This is a genomic window from Pseudomonas arabinosi, from assembly GCF_047758675.1.
Lineage (GTDB): Bacteria > Pseudomonadota > Gammaproteobacteria > Pseudomonadales > Pseudomonadaceae > Aquipseudomonas > Aquipseudomonas arabinosi.
In genome coordinates this window covers 937,649-963,495 of sequence record NZ_CP180480.1, presented here as the reverse complement: position 1 = coordinate 963,495, position 25,847 = coordinate 937,649, and the positions used below count along the sequence as shown (strand labels likewise).

The 25,847-nt window shown below is 53.6% G+C and carries 16 protein-coding genes; 13 read left to right on the top strand and 3 right to left on the bottom strand.

The window, feature by feature from the left end; all coding sequences use genetic code 11:
- Window positions 1-69: 69 nt before the first annotated feature.
- A complete protein-coding gene (folK, locus tag ACMXYJ_RS04320; protein ID WP_008147195.1) occupies window positions 70-588 on the bottom strand; it encodes a 2-amino-4-hydroxy-6-hydroxymethyldihydropteridine diphosphokinase in 519 nt (172 codons plus the stop codon).
- Window positions 579-935 (bottom strand): dihydroneopterin aldolase, encoded by a 357-nt coding sequence (folB, locus tag ACMXYJ_RS04315; RefSeq protein WP_008008297.1) that lies wholly within the window; start codon window positions 933-935, stop codon window positions 579-581. The genes folK and folB overlap by 10 nt, the downstream gene beginning before the upstream one ends.
- A 74-nt stretch (window positions 936-1,009) precedes the next feature.
- On the opposite strand from folB, the gene plsY reads away from it, so the two are divergent.
- Window positions 1,010-1,579, top strand: a complete 570-nt coding sequence (gene plsY, locus ACMXYJ_RS04310) for a glycerol-3-phosphate 1-O-acyltransferase PlsY (RefSeq protein WP_008147193.1) — start codon at window positions 1,010-1,012, stop codon at window positions 1,577-1,579.
- 35 nt (window positions 1,580-1,614) lie between these two features.
- Here the strand turns inward: plsY and tsaD are convergent, their stop codons facing one another.
- Window positions 1,615-2,640, bottom strand: coding sequence for a tRNA (adenosine(37)-N6)-threonylcarbamoyltransferase complex transferase subunit TsaD (gene tsaD, locus ACMXYJ_RS04305; RefSeq protein WP_046045367.1), 1,026 nt, complete (start codon window positions 2,638-2,640; stop codon window positions 1,615-1,617).
- Window positions 2,641-2,839: 199 nt separating this feature from the next.
- Here tsaD and rpsU point away from each other — a divergent pair, with 199 nt between their 5' ends.
- The 12 genes from rpsU (at window position 2,840) to ACMXYJ_RS04245 (ending at window position 25,719) form a co-directional block, all read left to right on the top strand.
- Complete coding sequence (gene rpsU / locus ACMXYJ_RS04300; protein WP_002551877.1) at window positions 2,840-3,055, top strand: 30S ribosomal protein S21; 216 nt, start codon at window positions 2,840-2,842, stop codon at window positions 3,053-3,055.
- Window positions 3,056-3,537: 482 nt separating this feature from the next.
- Complete coding sequence (dnaG, locus tag ACMXYJ_RS04295; RefSeq protein WP_415758910.1) at window positions 3,538-5,505, top strand: DNA primase; 1,968 nt, start codon at window positions 3,538-3,540, stop codon at window positions 5,503-5,505.
- Window positions 5,506-5,572: 67 nt separating this feature from the next.
- A complete protein-coding gene (gene rpoD, locus ACMXYJ_RS04290) occupies window positions 5,573-7,423 on the top strand; it encodes an RNA polymerase sigma factor RpoD (RefSeq protein ID WP_415758909.1) in 1,851 nt (616 codons plus the stop codon).
- Between the two features lie 122 nt (window positions 7,424-7,545).
- Window positions 7,546-11,292 carry an EAL domain-containing protein gene (locus tag ACMXYJ_RS04285; RefSeq protein WP_415758908.1) on the top strand — a complete coding sequence of 1,249 codons (3,747 nt, stop codon included), beginning with the start codon at window positions 7,546-7,548 and terminating at the stop codon, window positions 11,290-11,292.
- A gap of 2,107 nt (window positions 11,293-13,399) precedes the next feature.
- Window positions 13,400-15,568: a hypothetical protein gene (locus tag ACMXYJ_RS04280; protein WP_415758907.1), complete on the top strand. Its 2,169-nt coding sequence runs from the start codon at window positions 13,400-13,402 to the stop codon at window positions 15,566-15,568.
- A 149-nt stretch (window positions 15,569-15,717) separates the two neighbouring features.
- Window positions 15,718-16,338 (top strand): HEPN domain-containing protein, encoded by a 621-nt coding sequence (locus tag ACMXYJ_RS04275; RefSeq protein WP_415758906.1) that lies wholly within the window; start codon window positions 15,718-15,720, stop codon window positions 16,336-16,338.
- A gap of 1 nt (window position 16,339) precedes the next feature.
- A complete protein-coding gene (locus ACMXYJ_RS04270; protein WP_415758905.1) occupies window positions 16,340-17,437 on the top strand; it encodes a hypothetical protein in 1,098 nt (365 codons plus the stop codon).
- A gap of 346 nt (window positions 17,438-17,783) precedes the next feature.
- Window positions 17,784-19,196 (top strand): tyrosine-type recombinase/integrase, encoded by a 1,413-nt coding sequence (locus ACMXYJ_RS04265; protein WP_415758904.1) that lies wholly within the window; start codon window positions 17,784-17,786, stop codon window positions 19,194-19,196.
- Window positions 19,193-22,432 carry a hypothetical protein gene (locus tag ACMXYJ_RS04260; RefSeq protein ID WP_415758903.1) on the top strand — a complete coding sequence of 1,080 codons (3,240 nt, stop codon included), beginning with the start codon at window positions 19,193-19,195 and terminating at the stop codon, window positions 22,430-22,432. The genes ACMXYJ_RS04265 and ACMXYJ_RS04260 overlap by 4 nt, the downstream gene beginning before the upstream one ends.
- The gene (locus ACMXYJ_RS04255) at window positions 22,429-23,097 is read left to right on the top strand and encodes a hypothetical protein (RefSeq protein ID WP_415758902.1); all 669 of its coding nucleotides are present in this window, start codon (window positions 22,429-22,431) and stop codon (window positions 23,095-23,097) included. Before ACMXYJ_RS04260 ends, ACMXYJ_RS04255 begins: the two co-directional genes overlap by 4 nt.
- Window positions 23,084-23,557, top strand: coding sequence for a hypothetical protein (locus ACMXYJ_RS04250; protein ID WP_415758901.1), 474 nt, complete (start codon window positions 23,084-23,086; stop codon window positions 23,555-23,557). Before ACMXYJ_RS04255 ends, ACMXYJ_RS04250 begins: the two co-directional genes overlap by 14 nt.
- On the top strand, window positions 23,554-25,719 hold the full coding sequence (locus ACMXYJ_RS04245; protein WP_415758900.1) for an AAA family ATPase: 2,166 nt from the start codon (window positions 23,554-23,556) through the stop codon (window positions 25,717-25,719). The genes ACMXYJ_RS04250 and ACMXYJ_RS04245 overlap by 4 nt, the downstream gene beginning before the upstream one ends.
- Window positions 25,720-25,847: the final 128 nt, after the last annotated feature.

The following is a 25,847-nucleotide window of genomic DNA, read 5'->3' as shown; positions in this document are numbered from 1 at the left end:
CAAGCCCGCTCCCACAAGGTCAGCGCAAGCCCTGTGGGAGCGGGCTTGCCCGCGAAGGCGTCATCCGCCTCACAACAAATTCGAAGGCGTCAGCTGCTCACCGCGCCATTCAAACGCCACCGGCGCCAACACCTGATCAATCTGCGCCTCACGCCACAACGTCGCAAAGCTTTTGCCTACCCCCGGATGCACGCGATCCGGCGCAATCAGCGACAACGGCCACAGCACGAAGGCATTTTTCAGAATTTCTGCCCGCGGCAGGATCAAGCCATCGAAGTTACCCACCAGATCGCCGAACAGCAGCACATCGATATCCAGCGGCAAACCCTTGCGGTCTGGCGCATAACGGCCATTGTCCGCCTCGATGAATTTCAGCCGGCGATCCAGCTCCATCAGCGGCAAATCGGTAAAAGCCGACACCACAAAATTGAAGAACGGCCCGCTCTTGATCCCCACTGGCTGGCTTTCGAACACCGCCGAGCAGCGTATATCCACCAGGAAGCCCGCCAAGGCTTCCAGGCCAGCCTGCAAATGGGATTCGCGCTCGATATTGCTACCGAGCCCGAGAAACACCTGAGTCAGCGACATCCGCGCTCGATCTCCACGCCCACACCACCCGTGGCAGCCGGGATGGCGCCTGGCTTGGTCAGCTTGAGGCGCATCCAGGTGATGTTGAATTCGCTCATCAGGACTTCAGCCAGACGCTCGGCGAAGGTCTCGACCAGCTGGAACTGCGCCTGCTCGGCAAAGGCCTGGATACGCGACGACACACTGGCGTAATCGAGCGCCAGCGTCAGGTCATCACCGGCGGCGGCCGGGCGATTATCCCAGGCGAAGCTCAGATCAAGACGCAAGCACTGTCGGATGCCTCGCTCCCAGTCGTAGGCACCAATCACGGTGTCGACTTCCAGGCCCTCGATAAACACTCTGTCCAAGCACTTTTCTCCGCTGCACGACAAGGGCGCAATGCGCCGTTAGAATCAGGGCGTCCTCGCCCGGAATAGTTAGCATGTTTTGGTTACTGGCGACCCTCGCCTACCTGCTCGGCTCTCTGTCCTTCGCCATTTTGCTCAGCCGCCTGACCGGTAACCCCGATCCGCGAATGAGTGGCTCGGGCAATGCCGGCGCCACCAACATGTTGCGCCTGGCCGGCAAAAAACTCGCCGTCCTGACCTTGATCGGGGACCTCTTCAAAGGTCTGCTACCCGTACTGATCGCCGGCGTTGCGGGCCTTTCGCTTCAAGAGCAGGCCTGGATCGGCGTCTGTGCCGTCATCGGTCACCTGTTCCCGCTGTACTTTCGCTTTCGCGGTGGCAAGGGTGTCGCCACTTCTGCCGGCATGTTGCTGGGTCTCTATCCGCCCGCCGCACTGCTGGCAGTCTGCGCCTGGCTGCTGACGTTCTACCTGACTCGCACCAGCTCACTGGCAGCCTTAATCGCCACACCGCTGACCCTGCCGCTACTGGCCTGGCAAGAGCCGGCAGCACTGCTGCCCATGAGCGCACTCACGGGACTGATCGTCTGGCGCCATCGGGGCAATCTACGCGACCTGTTTGCCGGGCGCGAACGGCATTTTTAAATACCGGGCATGAGCGCCGCTCATCCCACACGTCATCACAGCGCCGACAATTGCTCCATCGGCCAACGCGCCTGCACGCTGATCGCCAGGCTTTCATGCTGACCGGCCTGCAAACGCTGGCAGCCGGCAAAGGCAATCATCGCGCCGTTGTCGGTGCAGAACTCCGGACGGGCATAAAAAACATCGCCCTTCATGTCGCCGAGCATCTTCTCCAGCGAAGTACGCAGAGCCTTGTTGGCGCTGACGCCGCCAGCGATCACCAGACGCTTCATACCGGCCTGTTTCAGGGCTCGCTTGCACTTGATGGTCAAAGTCTCCACCACGGCCTGCTGGAACGCCAGCGAGATGTCGCAACGGGCTTGCTCGCTGTCGTCCCCGGCGCTGACGCTCTGCTGCCAGGTGTTCAGGGCGAAGGTTTTCAAGCCACTGAAGCTGAAAGCCAGGCCCGGGCGGTCACACATCGGACGCGGGAAAGTGAAACGTCCTGCAACCCCCTGCTCCGCCAGCCGGGCGATTTCCGGGCCACCCGGATAATTGAGGCCCATCATCTTCGCGGTCTTGTCAAAAGCTTCACCGGCGGCATCGTCGAGGGTCTCGCCCAAGAGCGTGTATTGACCGATCCCGTCGACTTGAACCAGCTGCGTATGACCGCCCGACACCAACAAAGCGACGAACGGGAATTCCGGTGGTTGCGACTCCAGCATGGGCGCCAGCAGGTGACCTTCCATGTGATGCACACCCAGCGCCGGAATGCCCCAGGCGAAGGCCAGCGCCTGAGCGCAAGAGGCGCCCACCAGCAAGGCACCGACCAGGCCAGGACCCGCGGTATAAGCGATGGCGTCGATCTCGGTCGGCACACAGTCAGCTTCGGCCAACACCTGACGAATCAAGGGCAGCATGCGTTTGACGTGGTCACGCGAGGCCAGCTCCGGCACGACCCCGCCATAGGCGCGGTGCAGGTCGATCTGGCTGAACAGTGCGTCGGCCAGCAGGCCGCGCTCACTGTCATATAATGCGACACCGGTTTCGTCGCAGGAGGTTTCTAATCCCAGTACTAGCATGGGTTTGCGCCTTGTTTAGGCTGAATTCGAAGGCGCGCATAATAGTCGCCATGGGATGCCCCGACTAGCGGTTTTCGATCAGAGGCTTTGCATTCCGGTCGATGAGGAGTTAACATCCGCAACCCTTAAAAACCGACGTCTTCAAGTGCTCTTTTGCCACGAGGATGTTGACCCCGGTAATGAATGAAGGTAGCTCTGGATGCCAGCCGTCAAAGTAAAAGAGAACGAACCCTTCGACGTAGCTCTGCGTCGTTTCAAGCGCTCCTGCGAAAAAGCCGGTGTACTGGCTGAAGTTCGTAGCCGCGAATTCTACGAGAAGCCTACTTCTGAGCGTAAGCGTAAAGCAGCAGCCGCTGTTAAGCGTCACGCCAAGAAAGTTCAGCGCGAACAGCGCCGCGCGGTTCGTCTGTACTAATACACAGACGTTCGTAGCAAGCTTCTGCCAAGCCCGGCCCTCAGCCGGGCTAATGGCATTTGCGGAAAACGCTTGATGCTTCACCGTCAAAGCCGCAGACGCGACCGAGACAAATCTGCTTCACAGCGTCAGACCTGGCTCTTTTGCCAGCGGTGCACGTCTTTTCTGACGAGCCTTCCAAGGCTACTGACGAGCACACCCACTGATTCCTCTCACGACGATCAGCCCAAGGCACCTTCTTGCGTGCCAGCTTATGAGCTATCCGAGGCCATCGACTGGTCGCAGCCGGATTCAGCGCAACATTTTCAAATAGTCGAATACTGATTGGTACTAACGTCAGTGGATTTTCGGCAGATACACTTCCCGACAGCGATTACGCAGACGACACCGGTCGAGCCGCACATTTTGCGCGCCTCAAACAACGACCCGCGCTCAGCCGCTCTTCGTTTCGGATCCATTGCAGCGCAGATGACGAGAACGCCATGGCCGGGCTAATTCCCCAGAGCTTCATTGACGACCTTCTGAACCGCACCGACATCGTCGATGTGGTCAGCTCGCGCCTGCAAATGAAAAAGGCCGGCAAGAATTACACTGCCTGCTGCCCGTTTCACAAAGAGAAAACCCCCTCCTTCAGCGTCAGCCCCGACAAGCAGTTCTATTATTGCTTTGGCTGCGGCGCTGGCGGCAACGCCCTCGGCTTCATGATGGACCACGACAATCTGGATTTCGTCCAGGCTGTCGAAGAACTGGCCAAAGCCGCCGGCATGGAAATCCCCCGCGAAGAAAGCGGACGGCCGCACAAACCGCGGCAGCCGACCGATTCGCCGCTCTACCCGCTACTCACCGCCGCCGCCGACTTTTACCGTCAGGCACTGAAAAGCCATCCATCGCGAAAAGCAGCTGTGGATTACTTGAAAGGTCGCGGACTGACCGGCGAAATCGCCCGAGACTTCGGCCTCGGCTTTGCCCCGCCTGGCTGGGACAATCTGTTCAAGCACTTGAGCAGCGACACCCTGCAGCAGAAAGCCATGATCGATGCCGGCCTGCTGATCGAGAACGCCGAAACCGGCAAACGCTATGACCGCTTCCGCGATCGCGTGATGTTCCCGATCCGCGACAGCCGCGGGCGAATCATCGCTTTCGGCGGCCGGGTACTGGGCGACGACAAGCCGAAATACCTGAACTCACCGGAAACCCCGGTATTCCATAAGGGCCAGGAACTCTACGGCCTTTATGAAGCGCGCAAGAACAACCGCAACCTCGACGAAATCATCGTCGTCGAAGGCTACATGGATGTTATCGCCCTCGCCCAGCAAGGCCTGCGCAATGCTGTCGCGACCCTGGGCACCGCCACCAGCGAAGAGCACTTGAAGCGCCTGTTTCGCGTCGTGCCCAACGTGCTGTTCTGTTTCGACGGAGATCAGGCAGGTCGAAATGCCGCCTGGCGGGCATTGGAGGCAGCGCTACCGAGCCTGCAGGACGGGCGGCGCGCACGCTTTCTGTTCCTCCCCGAAGGCGAAGACCCGGACACGCTGGTCCGCTCCGAAGGCACCGATGCCTTCCGCGCACGGATCAACCAGCACGCCCAACCATTGGCGGATTATTTTTTTCAACAGCTGACCGAGGAATCGGACCCACGCTCGCTCGAAGGCAAGGCCCACATGGCCACCCTCGCAGCACCGCTAATCGACAAAGTCCCGGGGGCGAACCTGCGCATCCTGATGCGTCAGCGCCTGACCGAAATTACCGGGCTTAGCGGTGAAGCCGTGAGCCAACTGGTACAAAGCGCACCCCAGGAAGCGCCGCCGGCGTACGACCCGGGCATCGATTACGACGCCATGCCGGATTACAGCGACCACCATCAGCCGCAGGCACAAGAGATGTATGTGCCGCAGCAGGAATGGACGCCGAAGAAACCCGGCGCCGGCGGCAAAAAATGGGACAAAAAACCGTGGGACAAAAACGGCAAACGCGGCGGTGATCACGATCAACCCCGCGCGCCACGGGTGCCGGCCGCTGTAGAGCCACCGACCCTGGCCGCCTTGCGCACGCTATTGCATCACCCGCAATTGGCCGAGAAAGTCGAGGATGCCGGGCACTTTGCTGCCGAGGATCACACCAACACGCAATTACTGGTGGCCCTTCTCGAAGCCGTACAGAAGAATCCCAAGCTAAACTCATTTCAGTTGATTGCACGCTGGCACGGTACGGAGCAAGGACGTTTGCTCAAGGCGCTGGCAGAAAAGGAATGGCTGATTGACGGAGATAACCTTGAACAACAGTTTTTCGACACCATTACTAGCTTGTCAGCCCGCCAACGCGAGCGAAACCTGGAACAACTTCTCAGGAAAGCACGTCAAAGTGAACTGAGTGCCGAAGAGAAAAATCAACTGCGCGACCTATTAAGTCGCAATGTTTCCGCAACAAGCCCGACCTCAACTGGCGCGTGAGGTCATAGCTCAGGTATAATCCTCGGCTTGTTTTTTGCCCGCCAAGACCTTCAGTGGATAGGGTGTTATGTCCGGAAAAGCGCAACAGCAGTCTCGTATCAAAGAGTTGATCACACTTGGTCGTGAGCAGGGTTACCTGACTTACGCGGAGGTCAACGACCACCTGCCGGAGGATATTTCAGATCCGGAACAGGTGGAAGACATCATCCGCATGATCAATGACATGGGGATCAACGTATTCGAGGTTGCGCCAGATAAGGATTCCCTTATGCTGGCCGACGCCGATACCGACGAAGCCGCGGCCGAAGAGGCAGCAGCAGCGTTGGCAGCGGTCGAGACCGACATTGGTCGCACCACCGACCCAGTGCGCATGTACATGCGTGAAATGGGTACGGTAGAGCTCCTCACACGTGAAGGCGAAATTGAAATCGCCAAGCGTATTGAAGAGGGCATCCGCGAAGTGATGGGCGCAATTGCGCACTTCCCTGGCACGGTTGACCACATTCTGTCCGAATACACTCGCGTCACCACCGAAGGTGGCCGCCTGTCCGACGTCCTGAGCGGTTATATCGACCCGGACGACGGCATTGCGCCGCCTGCAGCCGAAGTGCCGCCGCCTGTCGATCCGAAAGCCGTGAAAGCGGATGACGACACCGACGACGACGAAGCTGAAGCCAGCACCGACGACGAAGAAGAAGCCGAAAGCGGTCCGGATCCGGTCATCGCAGCTCAGCGCTTTGGCGCTGTCTCCGATCAGATGGAAGTCACCCGCAAGGCGCTGAAAAAGCACGGTCGTGGCAACAAGCTGGCAATTGCCGAGCTGGTGCTCCTGGCTGAGCTGTTCATGCCGATCAAACTGGTTCCGAAGCAATTCGAAGGCCTGGTCGAGCGTGTTCGCAGTGCCCTGGATCGTCTGCGTCAACAAGAGCGCGCGATCATGCAACTTTGCGTTCGTGATGCTCGTATGCCGCGTGCCGACTTCCTGCGCCAGTTCCCGGGCAACGAAGTTGACGAAAGCTGGACCGACGCACTGGCCAAAGGCAAAAGCAAATACGCTGAAGCCATTGGTCGCCTGCAACCGGACATCATTCGTTGCCAGCAGAAGCTGACCGCGCTGCAAACCGAAACCGGTTTGACGATCGCCGAGATCAAGGACATCAACCGTCGCATGTCGATCGGCGAGGCCAAGGCCCGCCGCGCGAAGAAAGAGATGGTAGAAGCGAACTTGCGTCTGGTGATCTCCATCGCCAAGAAGTACACCAACCGTGGTCTGCAATTCCTCGATCTGATCCAGGAAGGCAACATCGGCTTGATGAAAGCGGTAGACAAATTCGAATACCGCCGCGGCTACAAGTTCTCGACTTATGCCACCTGGTGGATCCGTCAAGCGATCACTCGCTCGATCGCCGACCAGGCCCGCACCATCCGTATTCCGGTGCACATGATCGAGACGATCAACAAGCTCAACCGCATTTCCCGCCAGATGTTGCAGGAAATGGGTCGCGAACCGACCCCGGAAGAGCTGGGCGAACGCATGGAAATGCCTGAGGACAAGATCCGCAAGGTATTGAAGATCGCTAAAGAGCCGATCTCCATGGAAACCCCGATCGGTGATGACGAAGACTCCCATTTGGGTGACTTCATCGAAGACTCGACCATGCAGTCGCCAATCGATGTCGCCACTGTTGAGAGCCTTAAAGAAGCGACTCGCGAAGTTCTGTCCGGCCTCACTGCCCGTGAAGCCAAGGTTCTGCGCATGCGCTTCGGTATCGACATGAATACCGACCACACCCTCGAGGAGGTTGGTAAGCAGTTCGACGTGACCCGTGAACGGATTCGTCAGATCGAAGCCAAGGCGCTGCGCAAGCTGCGCCACCCGACGAGAAGCGAGCATTTGCGCTCCTTCCTCGACGAGTAACAACAAAACCCCCGGCCCAGGCCGGGGGTTTTGCTTTTATACAGATTAAATCCTCTGCACCTCCCCCCCTCCGAATTGCCCGTCTACACTCGAAACATTCCCCGAGCCATAACGAGACCGTTATGCCCAGACTGCCGACCGTGCTTTTTTTGCTGTCGCTATTGACCTGGACCGCAACGGCTGGCGCGCTGACTCTGACCGACGAAGAACGTAGCTGGCTGGCGGCTCACCCGGACTTGCGCCTGGGTGTCGATGCGTCATGGCCACCCTTCGAGTTTCGCGACGATCAGGGCCGTTATCAGGGCCTTGCGGCAGACTATATCGACCTCATCCGTCAACGCCTGGCCATCAAGCTCACGCCTATCGAGCCCGTCAGCTGGACCGTCGTCCTGGAGCAGGCCAAACAAGCCAAGCTGGACCTGCTGCCTGGCATCATGTCGACCCCGGAGCGCCAGGCTTACCTGTCATTCACCCGCCCCTATCTGGACTTCCCGATTGTCATCCTTGCCCATGTCGGAGGCCCCCAGCCACGCAAACTCGAAGACTTGTACGGTCTGAAAGTCGCCGTGGTGGAAAACTACGCCCCCCACGAGCTGTTGCGCACCCACAATCCCGACCTCAATCTGGTGGCGATGCCTAACGTCAGCTCAGCGCTGCAGGCGCTGGCTACCGATGAAGTGGACGCGGTGGTCGGCGATCTCGCCTCCAGCGTCTGGAGCCTGCGTCAGCTCAAGCTCGACGGGCTCTACGTCAGCGGCGAAACCCCCTATCGCTATCAATTGGCAATGGGCGTGCCCCGGGATAACAAGATACTGGTCGGCATTCTGGATAAAGTCCTGGCGGACATGACCCCGAACGAAATCAATGAAATTCAGGAGCACTGGGTCGGCAACGTCCTCGATCATCGGACATTCTGGAACGATCTGCTGGTTTACGGTCTGCCAGGATTACTGCTGCTGATCATCGTGCTGGCGATGGTGATCCGGATCAACCGTCGGCTGAGTTCAGAAATTGCCCGCCGGGTCGACCTGGAGCAAGAACTGCGCAGCAGCGAATACCATTACCGCGGGCTGGTGGAGAGTCTTTCGGCCATCGCCTGGGAAGCGCGGATCAGCGATTTCACCTACAGCTATGTGTCGCCCCATGCCGAGGACCTGCTCGGTTACCCCTTGTCTCATTGGCTGATTCCGGGCTTCTGGCGCAACATTATCCACCCGGCCGACCTGACCCGCGCCCAGACCTTCTGTGATCACGAAGTATTGGCCGGGCGCGATCACAGCCTCGACTACCGGGTCATCACCGCCGATGGCCGCTGCATTTGGGTGCGCGATATCGTCAGCCTGATCGAACACGGTCATGAACCGGTGAGACGCGGGCTGATGATCGACATCAGCGAAGCCAAGCGCACCGAAGAGGCGTTGCGCCTGTCGGAACAGAAGTTCGCCTCGGTGTTCCAGCAATGCCCGGACATTCTGGTCATCGCGCGACTCTCCGACGGCTGCCTGCTGGAGGTCAACGAAGCGTTCGAAGAACAGATCGGTCTCAAGGCCGAAGACGTCATCGGCCAGACGGCCACCGACCTGAACATCTGGGGCATACCCGGCGTCGGGCCCGGGTTGTTGCAACGGTTGCAGGCCGGCAGCATCCGAAACCTGGAGATGCCCTTTCGCCGCAACAATGACCAAGTGTTTACCGGTCTGATCTCCGCTGAACCGTTCGACCTCGATACAACCCCTGCGCTGGTAGTGGTCGTGCGAGACATCAGCCAGCTCAAGGAAACCCAGAAACAGCTGCAAACCTCCGAAGAGAAATTCGCCAAGGCCTTCCATGCCTCACCCGACGGCTTGCTATTGTCCCGGCAGAGCGACGGTTTACTGATTGAGGTCAACGAGGGTTTCAGTCGCATTACCGGTTTCAACAGCGCGATGTCCGTGGATCGCTCCGCCCTCGAGCTGGGAATCTGGGTCAATCTCAACGAACGCAAACAATTGCTCGATTTGCTGCACCGGGACGGTTTCGTCCGCGACTTCAGTTGCCATATACGCCGCAGCGACGGACAGATCCGCCTCTGCGAGGTGTCCAGCCGTCCGCTACCGATCGGCGATGAAGATTGCATGCTGACCATCGCCCGGGACATCACCGAGCGACACCTGATGCAGGAGAAACTGCAACAGGCCGCCACGGTATTCGAGAGCACCGCCGAAGGCGTATTGATCACCGACACCCAACAGCACATCAGCGCGGTCAACCGTGCGTTTACCGAAATCACCGGCTACAGCGAGAGCGAAGCATTGGGCCACACCCCTCGCCTGCTCGCTTCGGGCCTGCACGACAGCGCGTTCTATGCCGCCATGTGGCATCAACTGACCGCCGAAGGTCATTGGCAGGGCGAAATTTCCAACCGGCGCAAGAATGGCGAGCTCTATCCGAGCTGGCTGACCATCAGTGCGGTGCGCAACCGGGACCGATTCGTCACCCACTTTGTCGCGGTGTTCGCGGACATTTCCAGCCTCAAACACGCCCAGGCCAAGCTCGATTACCAGGCACACCACGACCCGCTGACCGGGCTGCCGAATCGCACGCTGTTCGAGAGCCGATTGCTGACCGCGCTCAACAACCAACAGGAAAACGGCGGCCAGGGCGCGGTGCTGTTCCTGGACCTGGACCGTTTCAAACACATCAACGACAGCCTGGGGCACCCGGTCGGCGACCTGCTGCTCAAGGGCATTGCCGTGCGCCTCAAGGAGCAGTTGCGCGACATCGACACCGTGGCGCGCCTAGGCGGCGACGAATTCATCATCCTGCTGCCCGGGTTACAGCAATCCAGTGACGCCGACAACATCGCGACCAAGTTGCTCAATTGCTTCGGCGCACCGTTCCAGGCTGGAGAACATGAGTTTTTTATCAGCGCCAGTATCGGCACCAGCCTGTATCCCAAGGACGGCTGCGACGTCGCCACGCTGGTCAAAAACGCCGATGCGGCGATGTACCGCTCCAAGGCCAAGGGTCGCAACCGGGTCGAAAGCTACACCCGCGACCTCACCGCTCAAGCCAGCGAGCGAGTGGCACTGGAACATGAGCTGCGACGCGCTATCGAGCGCAACGAACTGCACCTCCATTATCAACCGAAGATCAGCCTGGTCGACCATCGTCTGGTCGGCGCAGAAGCGCTCATTCGCTGGCGCCACCCGACCTTCGGCGATGTGCCGCCGGAGCACTTCATTCCGCTGGCCGAAGAAAACGGCATGATCCTGCAAATCGGCGACTGGGTTCTCGAAACCGCCTGCCGGCAGATGTTCGAGTGGAATCAGGTTTACGAACCCGTCGGCCCGCTGTCGGTCAACCTCGCGGGGGCTCAATTGCGCCAGCCGAACCTGCTCGGCCGGATCGAACAATTGCTCAAGGACAACCGCCTCAAACCCGGTTTCCTGCAACTGGAAATTACTGAAAACTTCATCATGAGCCAGGCAGAAGAGGCGCTGGCAGTGCTGCATCAACTCAAACACCTGGGCGTGCAACTGGCCATCGACGACTTCGGTACCGGTTACTCGTCCCTGAGTTACCTCAAACGTCTGCCGTTGGACATTCTCAAGATCGACCAGTCTTTCGTCCGCGGCCTGCCGGATGATCCCCACGACGCAGCCATCGTTCGCGCCATCATCGCCTTAGGCCGCAGCATGCAATTCACCATCATCGCCGAGGGCGTCGAAACCCTCGCGCAGCAGCAATTCCTCGCTGCCGAAGGCTGTGAACAGATCCAGGGCTACATCGTCAGCCTGCCCTTGCCACCGGAAGAATTTGCCGCGACGTTTCTTCGTATAGCCATTTCAGACTTTTCGGATAGCACAGCCGAGAAACCGTCGCTATAATCCGCGGCCTACTGAGGGCCTATAGCTCAGTTGGTTAGAGCAGGGGACTCATAATCCCTTGGTCGTAGGTTCTTATGTGGTATGTAGTAAAGGGTGGTATTTAAACCATCGATTTTATAGCCTCAAAGATGTTTTTGGGCCTCTAGCTCATGTTGGTTAGAGCAGCGGACTTAACAGATCAGCACCTAAACCCTCAGGGCATGGTGCTGAACAAATGGGTTGCCTTGGGGTAAGTTCACTCTGTCCCTTGGTAGAATCGCTCAAATTCGGGGAAGCCTCTGCGTAAGCGTGGTAATCCCGAGCCAAGCCTCGAATTGAGGAAGGTGTAGAGACTGTACGGGCGGGCCGAAAGGTAAGAGACAGTCCAGACCACGAACCCGAAAGGGGCGGTGAAAATCGAAGTGGTAAGCATAATCCGTTGGTGCCCGGTTCGACTCCGGGGAGGCCCACCATTTAAAAAAAACCGCATCCATGATGCGGTTTTTTTATTCCCCGAAATTACTCTTCTTCAGCTATGGCATCGCAGGTATGCACCTTACTCGGTCATAGGCATTCACTTGAAACAGTCATCTGTACCGCATGCGTGGGATCAACTCCCTATCACACACTGCGGTATAGATAGCATTGCAAGCTCAACTTTTCCGCTTATAGAATCATTAACAGCTAACGCTTGCGCCTCCGGCGTGATGCTTCCCCATGTCGATAAAGGCTATCCACACACTCGGAAAAGGGGCAAGATTGTTCGGTTTATAACTTTGTTGATTACTCATCTAAAATGACGCTAGCCTCTCATACAAAAACCGACGGCGCCGCTGCTGCACGATATGCAGCCGGCCTACTGGGAATTGCTACCTGCGCTGAAACCACGGCTACTACGATGGCTGAGGACGCTGGGAAAGTTGACGTAAAGCTTTCGTTCCGACATATCGCACTAACGAATAAACTGATAACTGCACACGCGCAAGTGAAAGCTGGCCCGTCTTATCGTAGAACCTCAGATGCAGATTCAATTACGCTAGCAATCGATAGAAAAACGCTTGAAGCACTGTCAGGGACAGGAATGCCCGGACTGGTAATCTGGGTGCCACCACCGCCAATGGATCGACTCTATTGGTATGTAACCGACCCGCGCACCCCGCTCAAGACTCCTACCAAAATACCAAAAACACAGTACCTACGACCCTCGCTTCGGTACGACCTGACTCGACTGTACGACTACGCGTCATGGTCGTATCGCACCACTTCACAAACGATTGGCCCGCTTTCCACGGATGTGCTGCCGAAAGCACGGAGCGCATACAAAGCGCTGAAATCAAAGCAGTGGAGTAACCCCTTGGTGGGCCGCCTTCAAGTCACCCGGTTGGCTTGGCGACACATCACAAGACGCTCAAAGTCAGAGGCAAGACGTACATTGTCGCTTAGGGCTGTTCCCCACTTGAAAGCATTCCTCGGAAAACCGCCAGATCGTTACACCTGTAACTTCGTCGGTTTAGAAGTCAACGGCTCGATGACGAAGGAATCAAGGTATCTGATGTGCTGGTATCGGCAGGCACTTACGATTGACGGAGTGAGCCATTCACTCCTGGTTCGGATTCGAGAAGAAATCACCTATCCAACGGAGTGGACAAAGCGCCCGCTTAGCGCAGCAGACATCACTCAAGTAGCCACGTTGGCGGCTTGGTGGTGCAAAAAAGACAAGTGACGCACCCGCCTCGGATTTCCGTACTGACGCATTGTCGAAACAACGAGTCGCTTAAACTCCGCAGTCATCTAACCGGGATAGTTGAGACGGGTACGCCGGCCCGAATCGTACAGAATCCCAACCACCTGTTTCAAGTTCATTTCCATTGGCACCTTGGTGGTTACAAACGAACGAGACATTACATCAATAAATCCGATGGCTATTTTACTTTTTTTTGAATTTTATCCCTAGAAATTCGATGGGATCTACAAGAGATTGCGAGCGCTCATGGCACTAGGTCCACTAGTGAAATAATGTAGCGTATTGCCCAGTCAGAGCTATCCTTTCGCTCATCAGAAATAACTGCCCCGCAACAATAATTCGTTATCTACGCATGCCCCAATTTCCATGGAGGATGGTTGAGCAATGAATAAACTGAACCTTGCGCTGGAAAACTGCTACGGCATCCGTAAGCTCGATGCGGTTCTGGACTTCAGCAACTCCTCCACCGTCGCCATTTATGCGCCAAACGGCGCCATGAAAAGTTCGCTAGCTAACACGTTCCAAGACATCGCCGACGGTAATAAATCAAAAGATCGCATTTTTCCTGATCGAGCCACGCAGCGAGTAATAACCAACGAATTGGGGGAGGATCTGCCATCGAACTGCATCTTGGTTCTTCGTCCTTATGAAGAGGTATCCAACCAGAAGGAAGAGACGGCGACTCTTCTGGTGAACCTTGATTTACGTAAAGAGTTTGAAGCGCTCCATGCCGAAATAAATATCGCGAAATCTGCGTTTATTAAAGCACTTAAAACTCAGTCAAAAACCAAGCGGGATATCGAGCGCGAAATCTCCTCAACTTTTACTGCCGGTGCCGACCAGTTCAACGTTGCTCTGATCCGGATCAAGGATGAAATTGCAGAGCAACCAGACACCCCTCTTGCAGCTATCCCCTACGAGACGGTCATGGACGAGAAAGTCCAAGCATTTTTGGCCGACGGTGACTCCAAGACAGCCATTGACGACTACGTAAAAAAATACAACGAACTGCTTGCGGCTTCGAAATACTTTAAGAAGGGCACGTTCACCTATTACAACGCTTCCATCGTCGCGCGCCAATTGAAGGAGAACGGATTTTTCCAAGCCAAACACACCGTCAGTCTCAATGGCGACAGCCGGGTCGAAATTACTTCTGAGGATCAGCTTGAACAGCTTATACGAGAGGAGAAGGAAAAAATCTCTACCGACGCAGAGCTTCGTTCAAAGTTTGACGCGCTTGAAAAGCAGATTCAGAAAAACGTCACCCTACGCGACTTTGAGGCATATTTGCAGGAGCACGAAGAACTGCTGCCCGAACTGATAGACCTGCCGGCGTTCAAGGAAAAACTCTGGAAGTCATACATCAAAGCGAACTACGAGCTGTACGTAAATTTACTGGAGAAGGTTCAGGCTGCTGCAATTCGCACTAAGGAAATCCAAGAGCAAGCCGCCCGCGAAGGGACGCAATGGCAAGCAGTCATCGATATCTTTAATGATCGTTTTGTCGTGCCTTTCCGGTTGGAGGCGATCAACAAAGTTGAAGTGATGCTCGGCCAGGAAGCAGTACTGCGCCTAGGCTTCGTCTTTCAAGATGGGGAAGAGGAGGTTCAGGTCGGTCGTGAGGCCTTGCTGCAAACACTCAGTACCGGCGAGAAGAAAGCGTTCTATGTGCTCAACATGCTATTCGACATTGAAGTACGGCGTCAGTCTGGCAAAGAAACATTGGTGATTGTTGATGACATTGCGGATTCGTTCGACTACAAAAATAAGTATGCAATTATTCAATACCTCATCGACCTCGCCGAAGATCACACCTTCAAACAACTGATCCTGACTCATAACTTTGATTTTTATCGCACCATCGAAAGCCGTAGCCTAGTGCGGCGAAGCAATTGCTTCATGGTGTCCAAAACCAGCGCCGGGGTGAAGCTGGAAGAGGCAATCGGCATCAAAAATATCTTCATGAACTCTTGGAAACCCAACTTCTACGGGGATCGTCGTAAGAAGATCGGCTGCATTCCTTTCATGCGAAACTTAATCGAGTACACCAAAGGCGATGGCGACGCTGATTACGATCTGTTGACCGCCCTCTTGCACTGGAAGGCAAGGTCAAACCAGATCACTGTTGCAGATCTGGACGGCATCTATGACCGACTCTTTGGCGCCACGGGAAGGTCCCCAAACGGGGCAGAAACAGTTCTTGAGATCATAGATTTTGAGGCTAAGGCGTGCTTGCAGGCGCCGGATGGTATCAATTTCGAGAACAAGGTCGTACTTGCTATTGCCACGAGACTGTTGGCTGAGAAATTCATGGCCGCCCGGATCATCGATGACGATTGGCTCGCCAGTATCAACTCGAATCAAACACCCGTCCTGCTACGGCGCTACAGAGAAACATTTTCAGATCAAGTCGAAGCGATTCAGATACTGCAACGTGTCACGCTGATGACGCCGGAGAACATCCATCTGAACTCGTTCATGTACGAGCCGATTCTGGACATGTCTGACCAGCATTTGAGGCGCCTATACCAAGATGTATCAGCGTTGAACTGATACCACTTGGGTACACGACCAAACATCATTAAGGCTATCACCGAGAAAACCGCTTTCGAGGGGTACACCCATCGCTTGATGGTTCCAAACTGCTAGCATGAAGCCCCGGCCTATTGGGGCTTTTTTTCGTCTGTCATTAGGGACGGAACGTGGAAGAAGATTTCCCAGAGTATGAAGATTACCAGCACCACCAACGGCCCACGCTGGTGGACGACAAGAGCCATCAAAATCATTGGCGGAATCGTGCTAACGACCTTCATGCCTCTGCCGGTGCCATTTGGCTTTCCATGTCAAACGGGCGTGGCCATGACGCAGCTAGGGAGCTTGGTTTAGGTGAAGGGTTCGACATGCACCTTGCCTGTTCCCACGTTTACCACATGCTCTGCGGGCTCTCGCTGGAAGTAGCAATGAAGTCAGTGCTTGTAAGCCTAGGTCTTAACCCACCAGAGCATCACGACTTGAACCTATTGGCTCATTTGCTTGGAGTGAAGAGAAACCCTGCTCAGAGGAAGATCCTGAATTTCTATCAGCACAGCGTTGTATGGGCTGGACGCTATCCCGTGCCTGTGAACGCGACTGACGAAAAGCTCATCGACTACTACGAGATGGCCAACACTGTTCTGTACAAAGGCAAGACGGCGATTAAGGGCACGACCATCAACATCAAAATCTACTCACCGAGTGGGGCAACGTCATGGGAGCGGTATGACGCTCTCTACAAGAGCTACACCGCCCTCTTCGATCATCGCTACCCAGTTAAGGCCCAATAAAATGAGCGAGTGGGAAGAATTCTGTGAGTCCGGTGGCTTCTCCACGGGGGAAGAAGACTATGAAAAAATCATCGACAGTCTTGAGAAAACTCCACGTCAAGAATCTTTGAGCAAACCGCCTCCCTGTGATCTTAACCAGGAGGAAGTGAGCGCTTTGATGAAGCTTGATGCCCATGGCATCCCCAAGCATTCCGAAATCTCTCTCATGGTTTGGACGGGCCAAACGGCTGAAATCGGTCAGTGGTCATTGGATGGCTTGATCGCGGGTAAATATGAAGGGCTAATTGTTCGCTTTCGAGAAAAGGACGGTGATTATTTCGCGCCTTTGCACATGCTCATCGAGGCACTGCGCTCAACGCGCTTACCTCTGCAATTGGATGACCAACTTGTGATCTGGGATTCCAAAAACGAGTGCTTGGATAGCTGGCGGGGTATTTTTAAAGAGTCTTTTTTGGTCCAACGTTCCGATAGGGTTCCCTCGGGGCAGGACGATCTGAACATGCTGCACCTTCTGGATCGTGCAAAGGCCGCTGACCATTCTTTAAAACCACTACTGATAGCAGCCACTGACCTTGAACGAGCGCTGGCCGGTGGAGTTGTTGAGTTCATTGATGGTAGCTCGCTGTCAGCAGAAACCCTGTCTGATGCTTTCCTCGTTTACGTCACCAGCAAGGGCGTACCAGTCAGCAAGTCGCTTCGGTCTATAGTTAACTTCGTGATGGAGCTGCACACTCGAAATGGCACTTACAAGCTCTCAGATGGCAAGGTTCGCACAGTGAACGGCCCTGCTCGATTCACTGCCGGTGCAATCCTTCTAGACAAGGTAACGAAGTACCCAACGTACTACCTGCGGGCCGACCATGGGACGATCTACCAGCCTGTGTACAGAAAGGTTCCCGAGGACGAGATCCCGGATCACGATCCAAGCAGCATTTTCGCCACTGATGGTACCCATCCGCTTGAGCTGAATGGAACGCACAGCGCTGATCGATACGTTACGACACTGCCCTATGCAGAGCGTTACAAATACAGTTTATTTAAAGAAATGATGGAGCAAGATATTTTTCTATCGACAGAAAAACATGTCAGCCACAGCTAGGACTGAAAATATTTCTGTAAGCGGCCCCGTTAAACAGTGGTGCACGTAAGGAGAGGAGCCTGAATGTAAAGGCTAAATGAGAGCGGCAAAAAGTGCGGCTAATGTGCGGCAACACGCATATTTGATATTAACGGCCATCTGTTGAAATTCCTAAGGATGTTTCCGCCAGTGTGCCTGTACTCCCCATTTCGGTTCGACTCCGGGGACGCCCACCAATTCCAGAGCCGGACCGACAGGTCTGGCTTTTTTATTTTGTGTCTGAAAAGTCGTCACGTGCAAATTTCTTGTTGACACTGCAAACGCCACACCCAATGCTTGATGGGTGTGGTACTTGGAAGCGGTGCGTATGAAAAATTTTATCCTCGTTCAAGCCCCGGTGACAGTCGAGGCCTCGCACCTCCTTCTCCACCTTGACCCGGCGATCCCAGATGATCAGCGCGAGTTTGGGCCATTCACCCATTACTCCCGGTGGCTAGCTCAGCGCGGCTATGCATTCAATACCGATCTTCTCTACTCTGAACACGTAGGCCGATTCATCGACTATGTGTATGAGGTTTCCATCTCCCAGTTCGATTCGGATGTAGAACTCTCAATTTCGTCGATCATCTACAGCTACCAGTCCTTCCTACTTTTTGGCAAAAGCTCATCAAACCCGATAGCCGCAAGAATGGCGGAGCAGCTGGGAAAGGAAAAGACCACCAGCCAGTCATCACTTGCTCAAACAATCGAATCTTCTATCAGGTGGTTTCTTCAAGTCTGTGAAACCCGTAACAGCATTTCGCCAGACACGCTTTTCAGTCGGTTCTACATCAACCGTCCTGAATACAGGCAGAATCATGAGATCTCGGCAATAAAAGCAAACTCTTGGCTAGCCGGTACGATAAGAGATGCTCTTGTCGCCGCTCTCCCGAAGCGGAAAGGGGAAACCCTCTTCCCGCGTGCGAAACGTCGGGACAGAAAAAACGATAAGCAGGCCTATAAAACGGTTGCCTTTCCCATCGAAACATCTGTGTCTCTCGTTCGCCAAGAAAAACCGAAGAGATCCAAGGTGTTTCACCGTGATATGGCCATTTATGCGCTGCTGGCTGCATCCGGGGGTCGCACGAGCGAAGTGCTTCAGCTGAGACTTATCGATATTGACGCTGACAACTTAGCCGTGTACCTGAGAGATCCATTTTCGAGAAAAAATCCGGGCATAACTGAAGAAGAGCACCGCCTGCTCGCTTGGAAAGGTCGCGACACAGAAATTACGTTCCTCATAGAACCTTTCGGTAAGATATTTTTTGAGCACTTAGAGCAGTATTTGGCCCTGGAATATAACTCTAGTTGCGGGCATGACTTCCTATTCCAAGATATTGATGGAAGGCCATACTTCACCAGTGACAGAAGTAGTAGAGATAAAACGTTCAAGAGCTATGCTAGCAGAGCAGGGCTGGACGACTGCAAGGGGATCAGCCTGCACTCCCTAAGGCACATGTACGGAACCTATACACTGAATTACATGCCAGTTCCTGGCCAGGAAACACCAGGCCTTCCGCTAACATACGTCAAGATCCTGATGGGGCACTCCAACATCACTTCGACAATGAAGTACGCAAAGCATGACACTGATTTGATTGAAGCATACTTTCACCACGCCAACCAATACATAACCCAACGGGGCGAGCAGTCGATGAGCACCATTCGACAAGAGTTCCACATCCGCCAATTGGAGATTTTGCAACAAGAAGTCCAGCGGATCGAGGGAACGACCGCATGATTAATCTTACCCGTGAAGTATTGATCATAAAATCGGGACCAGAACTGTCCGACTCTATCAAGTTTGCCATATCGCTCTCTAAGAACTGCGTAAAAAACGAGCTATACAACGGGACTTATATCTCCCCAAGCAAAATATCTAGCTCCTCTAGAAATGAATTCTATCAGGCATCTATTTTCCGTTTATTCGACAACTACCTTGATCCTACTCTCTCGCCTATCTACGATGAGGACTGGGTGCGAAATATTTTTTTATGCACGCAGAAAACACCGGTAGCTGACTTGGCAAAGCGTGTTCTCCCTACAAGCGCACATGAATGGCTTAATAAATCATCCTTAGAGCGGCTACAGCAGGATTCTGTGCTCATCCTACATTTTCTTTGGCATGTCGGCGCAGTTCTTTTACCAGTAACGCTTAGAAGGCCAACCGGCAGGGATTCCGCCACAGGCGGAAACTACAAAGAATTTGCAGCATCAACATATCCAGAGGTATTAGCGCTGGTAAGCCTCCCTTACGTCACACATGTCGAATACACGGACATACCCGACATTCGCACAGTGATGCCATCTTCTGCTCTAAAGAATTTTGGGTGGTATGCATGGCGAATGGTACGGGCAACCAACTGGTACAAGATTGAAGACATAGATCCGGTGGACGTTGCAGCATGCATCAAGGCTCTACTTTCAGCTAGAAAAGGTGAGAGCGACTGGGTAACCTACCCCATCGCGCCTAAAGCATTCTTTTCGTATATTCAGAAGCTTTACCCAACCCGCTGCCAGCTCGAAACTCCAGAGCACGGGATACAAAATGATGTGCAGGCATCTGCGAGCGCTATAAACAGAGGGGATTTCCACATCCCTGATGAACACTCTGAGTGCGTTTCGACATGGTTGAAATACCAAGCCAAGTTCATTGAAAGCCTAAAAGCTCGCGGGCTGAAGACTTATGATGCCTACAAGCGTTCACTTGCGATACTGAACACATTCTTATTCAGCACTGTACTAGCTGCTGGCATTCCTCCGCCCTTGCCAAACCAATTCAACCGGAGGCACCTAGAGGGCGACGGATTCGATGGCTTATTGAAGCTACTCCGATCCGGCAGATCCTCTAATACGGTACAGCAACTGCTGTATCAGCTGGATACATACTTTGATTACATGGCAGCACACTCAAGCTCCGATGAGGGCTTAACGGGGTTCGTTAATCCACTCGTCGACATTGACTTCCCGATAGTAAAAAGAAAATCCGGCACGAACAAGGCAGCATTCGAATCGGAGCATTTTCCATATCTTATCCAGTATTGTTATGCTGTAGAGTCGTTTGCAAACTACCTTTCCGACAAGGTGCATTTCGAGCAGATAAACTTATACGCGGAAGAATACAGGCCGGACATTGAAGCAAAAAACTGGAATTACACGCGAAAAGTTATTCAGACAGAGAAGTTTGGCTACGTTCCGTTAGTATTCTACAAAAACCCTTTGTTTGACCCGTCATCTCCGAAAAGCAGTTCAAACAGGCCGATGAAGTACGAGCCACTGCGGCTGATCTCTAAATCACTAATTCCTATAATTGACGTAGCCATAGAAATCAATGGATGTTGGGTTTTCTATCCGCAGCTTAACTACATTCGCCACAATATAGTTGCATTGGAAACGGGAATCCGAAGCATCCATATCCGGTGGCTTGACAGGAGAACCTATGATCAGAACATCGACCGTTCTCGACCGCTACCTCCAATATGCAAGCTTCACATCAATACGGACAAAGTGAATGGTGCTTGGGACGCATCGGTGTCTAGAGATGTAATCCAAGTGTTGGATCGGCAATACGCGATGGTGAATTGGTACAACAATTCGCCAATGTCAGAAGAAGTTTGGTATGACGACCATGAGGATAGCGTCTTCGGAAAGATTGTTACCATCTTCCCCAAATGGATGGCATCCGGCCCCCTTCAGCCTGATTCCTATATGAAGTATTTTAAAAAGCTAATTTACTCGTTCGACTTATTCTGTCGATATCAGTTAAAGGTTGAAGCATCTAACCAGATGCCTGAGGCTTTGGCTGATATGGAGTCAATTGAAGACCCTGTAGAATTTTTAGCGGCGGTTAAACTAGAAGCGGAAGCAAGCAAGCTTATTGAGCACACGCCCCACTCCTGCCGGGTGTCTGTAGTATCTGAGTACATCCGAATTTTACCTCCTCACATCATCGGCAGCCACCTTACAGGACATGCCACTGATGCCCATGTGATGTATTACGCAAAGCTTGATCGGGCATACTTGAAAACGGTAGCCCAACATCAAAAAATGAGCGTTGAGCAGGGCTGGCTGCTGGATCGACCAGCAATGTCCTCCATCAAGGCTGAAGATGTTACATCCAAGTTGCAGCAAGCATTCCGCCGAGACAAAGAACAATCCCTGGTAGATTTCGGTGCAATTTCGTTCGACCGCGAAACCAAGGATGACGTCCTATCAGGAATCAAGGCAGCAAAGCAGCGCCCCATTGATTCGCTTGCTTTTATGCCCACTCACATTTGCCCTTTTGGGAACCAGTGCCCAGCAGATGTAATGAAAGACTTGGGCGCTGTGCCGGGGTCAAGAATGCCCTGCGGCGGTTGCTATTACTCGATCAAAACCGTCGACCACCTGCCCAGAATCCATGGGCTTATTCGCGTGCTCACTGATGAGTGCAGTGAGCTGGAAAGCCACATAGCTGAGGCCAGAAAAAATGGGGCGTCGCCCCAAAGCCTGATGCAGAAAGCCAATCACCGCAAATTCTTGGCCTCAGAGGTCATTTCATGGAGCGTTACCGCTCACTGCCTTGAGCAAATGCATAGCGAGATCAAGACTCGATCTAGTTTTCTGGTGGAAAAGCCAGAGATCATTTCTGAGCATCTGGAGCGACTCGACTTGGGCGGTCACAGTTTATCTAACTTGATTGCTCGCACTGTGGAAGCCAAATCACAGGCAGAGTATTTCACCCCACAGTTGAAGCAACAGATCATGGTTGCGCGTAACAAGCTCCTGGCTTTCACTGGTGACTTCAATCGCATGCTACAGGAGGCCCCGACTGGGTTCACATTGATCGATGAGTTCAGGGGGCTGATTCGATCTGCGTGTGAAGTCCTTAACCTTTCCCTGCATGACCTGAGCAGTGCGATGGACAAGCCCTTGGCGCTTGACCGCCCCAACGTGATTCTGAAGCTGGTCTCGAACCCTGGGAGTGTTCCAGCATGAGTAAGGGAGCTAAACCAGGACAGAACCGTTTTGCAGGCGCCCAACAGCGCCGTCGCGATTACAGGGTCACTCGAATTAAAGATGAGGTCATTCCAAAGCTGAAAGCTTTCGTGGGGAAAACGTCATTCGACGGAATCACGCCGTTCTCCAGATTTTGTGCCGAACTCTACAATGATGGCCTTCCCGTAAATGAAAAGAACATTGGCTACAGAACCCTTGTCCAGAGCACTGAATACTGGTCGCTGATCGGGCCGCTTTTCTACAGGCACTGGGATTCGTCTGGCAGCATGGAATCCAAGAAAGAAAAACTTGTAGGGAAGCTGGCATCACAACGCGCAGACGGACTTCAAGCAGAGACAGAAAGGCTGAAGAAGGAGGTAGAGGCTCTTAGGGCAGCCCTGCGTAATCATGGCGCTTCGCCTATGACCCTGCCGGACTCAAAACATACTGATCAAGATTTCATGACGAAATTTGACAAAACCTGCCGCGCCCTCAAATTGGTACTTGATGCGAGCGATAGTATGTTTGCTGTTGATTTAGACGCCATCAAGATTAGCTGTGCATACAATGACCTTGAGCCGATTGAGGGACTTGTCCCAAAAGAGCTAGCTGCACCCTTTGTCCAATGGATGAAAGCAAAAGGGAAAAATCATGGCGAGCAGTGAAAAAAAACGGTCGCCATTCGAGCGTTACAGGGACTATGTTTTAGAGCTGGAGCAAGCTGGCAAAAAATTTCCGGTCAACCAGTTCGGAGATGTCAACTTCAGCAAAATTGCTGACGAGTGCGGAAATCGTCGGCAGTGGTTTTCCGAAAGCGCAAAGAAGGTCTTTTGCTCCCATGGAGATACCCTGGAGCAGGTCATCGCCAAAGATATTCGTCGCATTGGCAGCGAATTTGTTTTGGCTAAAGATCCCGAGGCAGTTCTGGTTGATATCGCCGATTCAAAAAGCCGAGAAGCTAACCGGCTACGCTCGATGCTGGAACAGAAGTCCAAGGAAAACGAGATACTACGAGAACAGGTCGAACGCCTATCCGCTGAGGTGCGCCTGCTTCGTGCTAGTGCCGCCGAAATCACTACCCAGCAGGAACTGATTATCGATTCAGGGCGGTCATTTATTTTATGAGTAGCCTGTCCAATGTAATTCAAGTCAGTTCAGTGAAGCCAGGTGGCTTTGGCGGTGCCATTTTTTCTGGTCGAATCCTTGGCGAAAACAAAATCTACACCTGTAAAGCTAGCTATAAAATCATCACTCGCGTGCCACAACCCGGCGAGTGCTGGCAATTCAAGGGTTCAATCGTAGGCCACGATCAATTCAGGGACTTTGTTCTAGTCGAAAGCTGCCACATTGTGAGCCTGCCTATTGCTGCGTATGTGGAGCGTTTGCTCATAAAACACCCAGCATTTAGGGGGCTTTCATTTGGCAAGGCAAAAGTTTCGAAACTTATCAGAGAGTTTGGAGCAGAGAACCTTGCTCAGACTCTAACTGCCGGAAAGGTCAGTCACTTAGCAGACGTGATCAATCCAGAACTTGCTCAAAAACTCGTAGATGCTTGGATGACATTGCAGAACGAGATTTCAACTATTGAATTTCTCATGGAGCACCATTTCGACCCAGCCCTCGCTAAAAGCATCCTCAGAGTCTGCCAAACGGACACAGTGGAGCGCCTGAAGCGCAACCCGTACAGCTTGATTGCGTTTCAAGGCATTCACCCTAACATGTGGAAAATAGTGGAGGCCGCTGCATCCAAGTTAGGTATCGCTCCCAATGATCCTCGCAGGTTGGCCGGCATCGTTGAAAATCTGTTGTACCTCCGTTTGGATCAAGGACATACAGCCTGCCCGGTTGACGAACTCAGAAATGAGCTGAGTCAGAAACTGTCGTCTTCTGCGCTGGCTGATCTCGCTATCACTTGTGCCCTTGATCGTCGTGCCGTGTGTGTGAAAAAGCTGCACGGCGTAACGTTGCTACAGCCACTTGGGGCCGCCCTCGTTGAGAGTCAACTTGAGCAGTGCGTAGGAAATCTACTTACCGCTCAGAGTTCGCTACTCCATGGCTCGCCACAGGAACTAGAGCACGCGATTGAGAACTACTGCCTACGCAGCGAAATTTCCTCTGGACATTCCTTCACCCCAGAGCAAAAAGGTGCGGTGCTCATGGCCCTCACTAACCGGGTCAGCACGCTCACCGGATTCGGGGGCACGGGAAAAACAACAGTACTGAAAGCTATCGTCGATGTTGCTTCCGGCTATCGTCCCGTACATATTCTGGCGCTGAGCGGTAAGGCTAAAGAGCGGGCTAAGGAAGCAATTGGTCGAGACACTTTTACCATTCACAACTTCTTGATAAAGATCGGCAGCAAGGACTCGGGCCTCACCAATGGAGGCGATCCGCTTGTGATAGTCGATGAGGCCAGCATGGTTGATATTGCACTCATGCTGAAGCTTCTGAATGCTTTCGCCAAGAAAGAACTCTCCCTCCTGCTTGTAGGGGATACCGGTCAGCTATCCCCTGTGGGCTATGGAGTTTTCTTTCACGTCCTGGCGAAATCGACGGCGATGCCATTGACGCATCTGACTAAAATTCACAGGACTATCGGCGATAGTGACCTTCAGAAAACCGCCATGCAGGTTCGATCAGGGCAGCTAAATACCCTCCCAGCCTGGAGAGGTGAGCGAGACGGAGTGTTTTTGATCCACTGCACCAACACTAAGGATTTGCTCGCCCATCTGGCGTCAATCAAACAAATCATCCCAGACGCCCAAATCCTTACGCCCCACATGTCTGACCGGATGCCTGATTCCGGCCACAAAATAAACAACTACCTACAAAGCGCTTTTCAGCAAACTGATGAGGCGCAAGGTATATGGATGGGCAAGTATTGGCTGCGGATTAACGACCCTGTAATCGTCACTCAGAACAGCTATGAGCACAATCTGTTCAACGGCAACACCGGCGTCATGTCTGGTCTTATCTCAATTGATGACCAGATTTCCGGCATATTCATTTTCAATGGGGTCGAAATAACCCTCTCCAGGATGGACTTGTTCGTGCTTGGGATGAAGCTTGCCTACGCAATATCGATCCATAAATCGCAGGGAAGCGAGTACCAGACATCCATCATTTGCTCTCTGAGCCAAAGTGAATTTGTGGAGCGGAGCATGCTGTACACCGGCATCTCACGATCAAAACGACTTGCGCTGATACTAAGCACCCAAGAGATTTTGCAGCAGGGCGTAGCTCGGCCGAACCGCAGTGACACCCTATGTGTTGGCTTCTCGATTTGAGTTCGCTGTTCATTTCTCACCCCCCCATTTCGCTTTGTCAAAAAAAATCACGGAGTGTCTGCCTGTGCGAAGCACAGGTAGAAACCGTTATTTTTATTGACAACACCTCATCCAGCGAAGCGATCAGC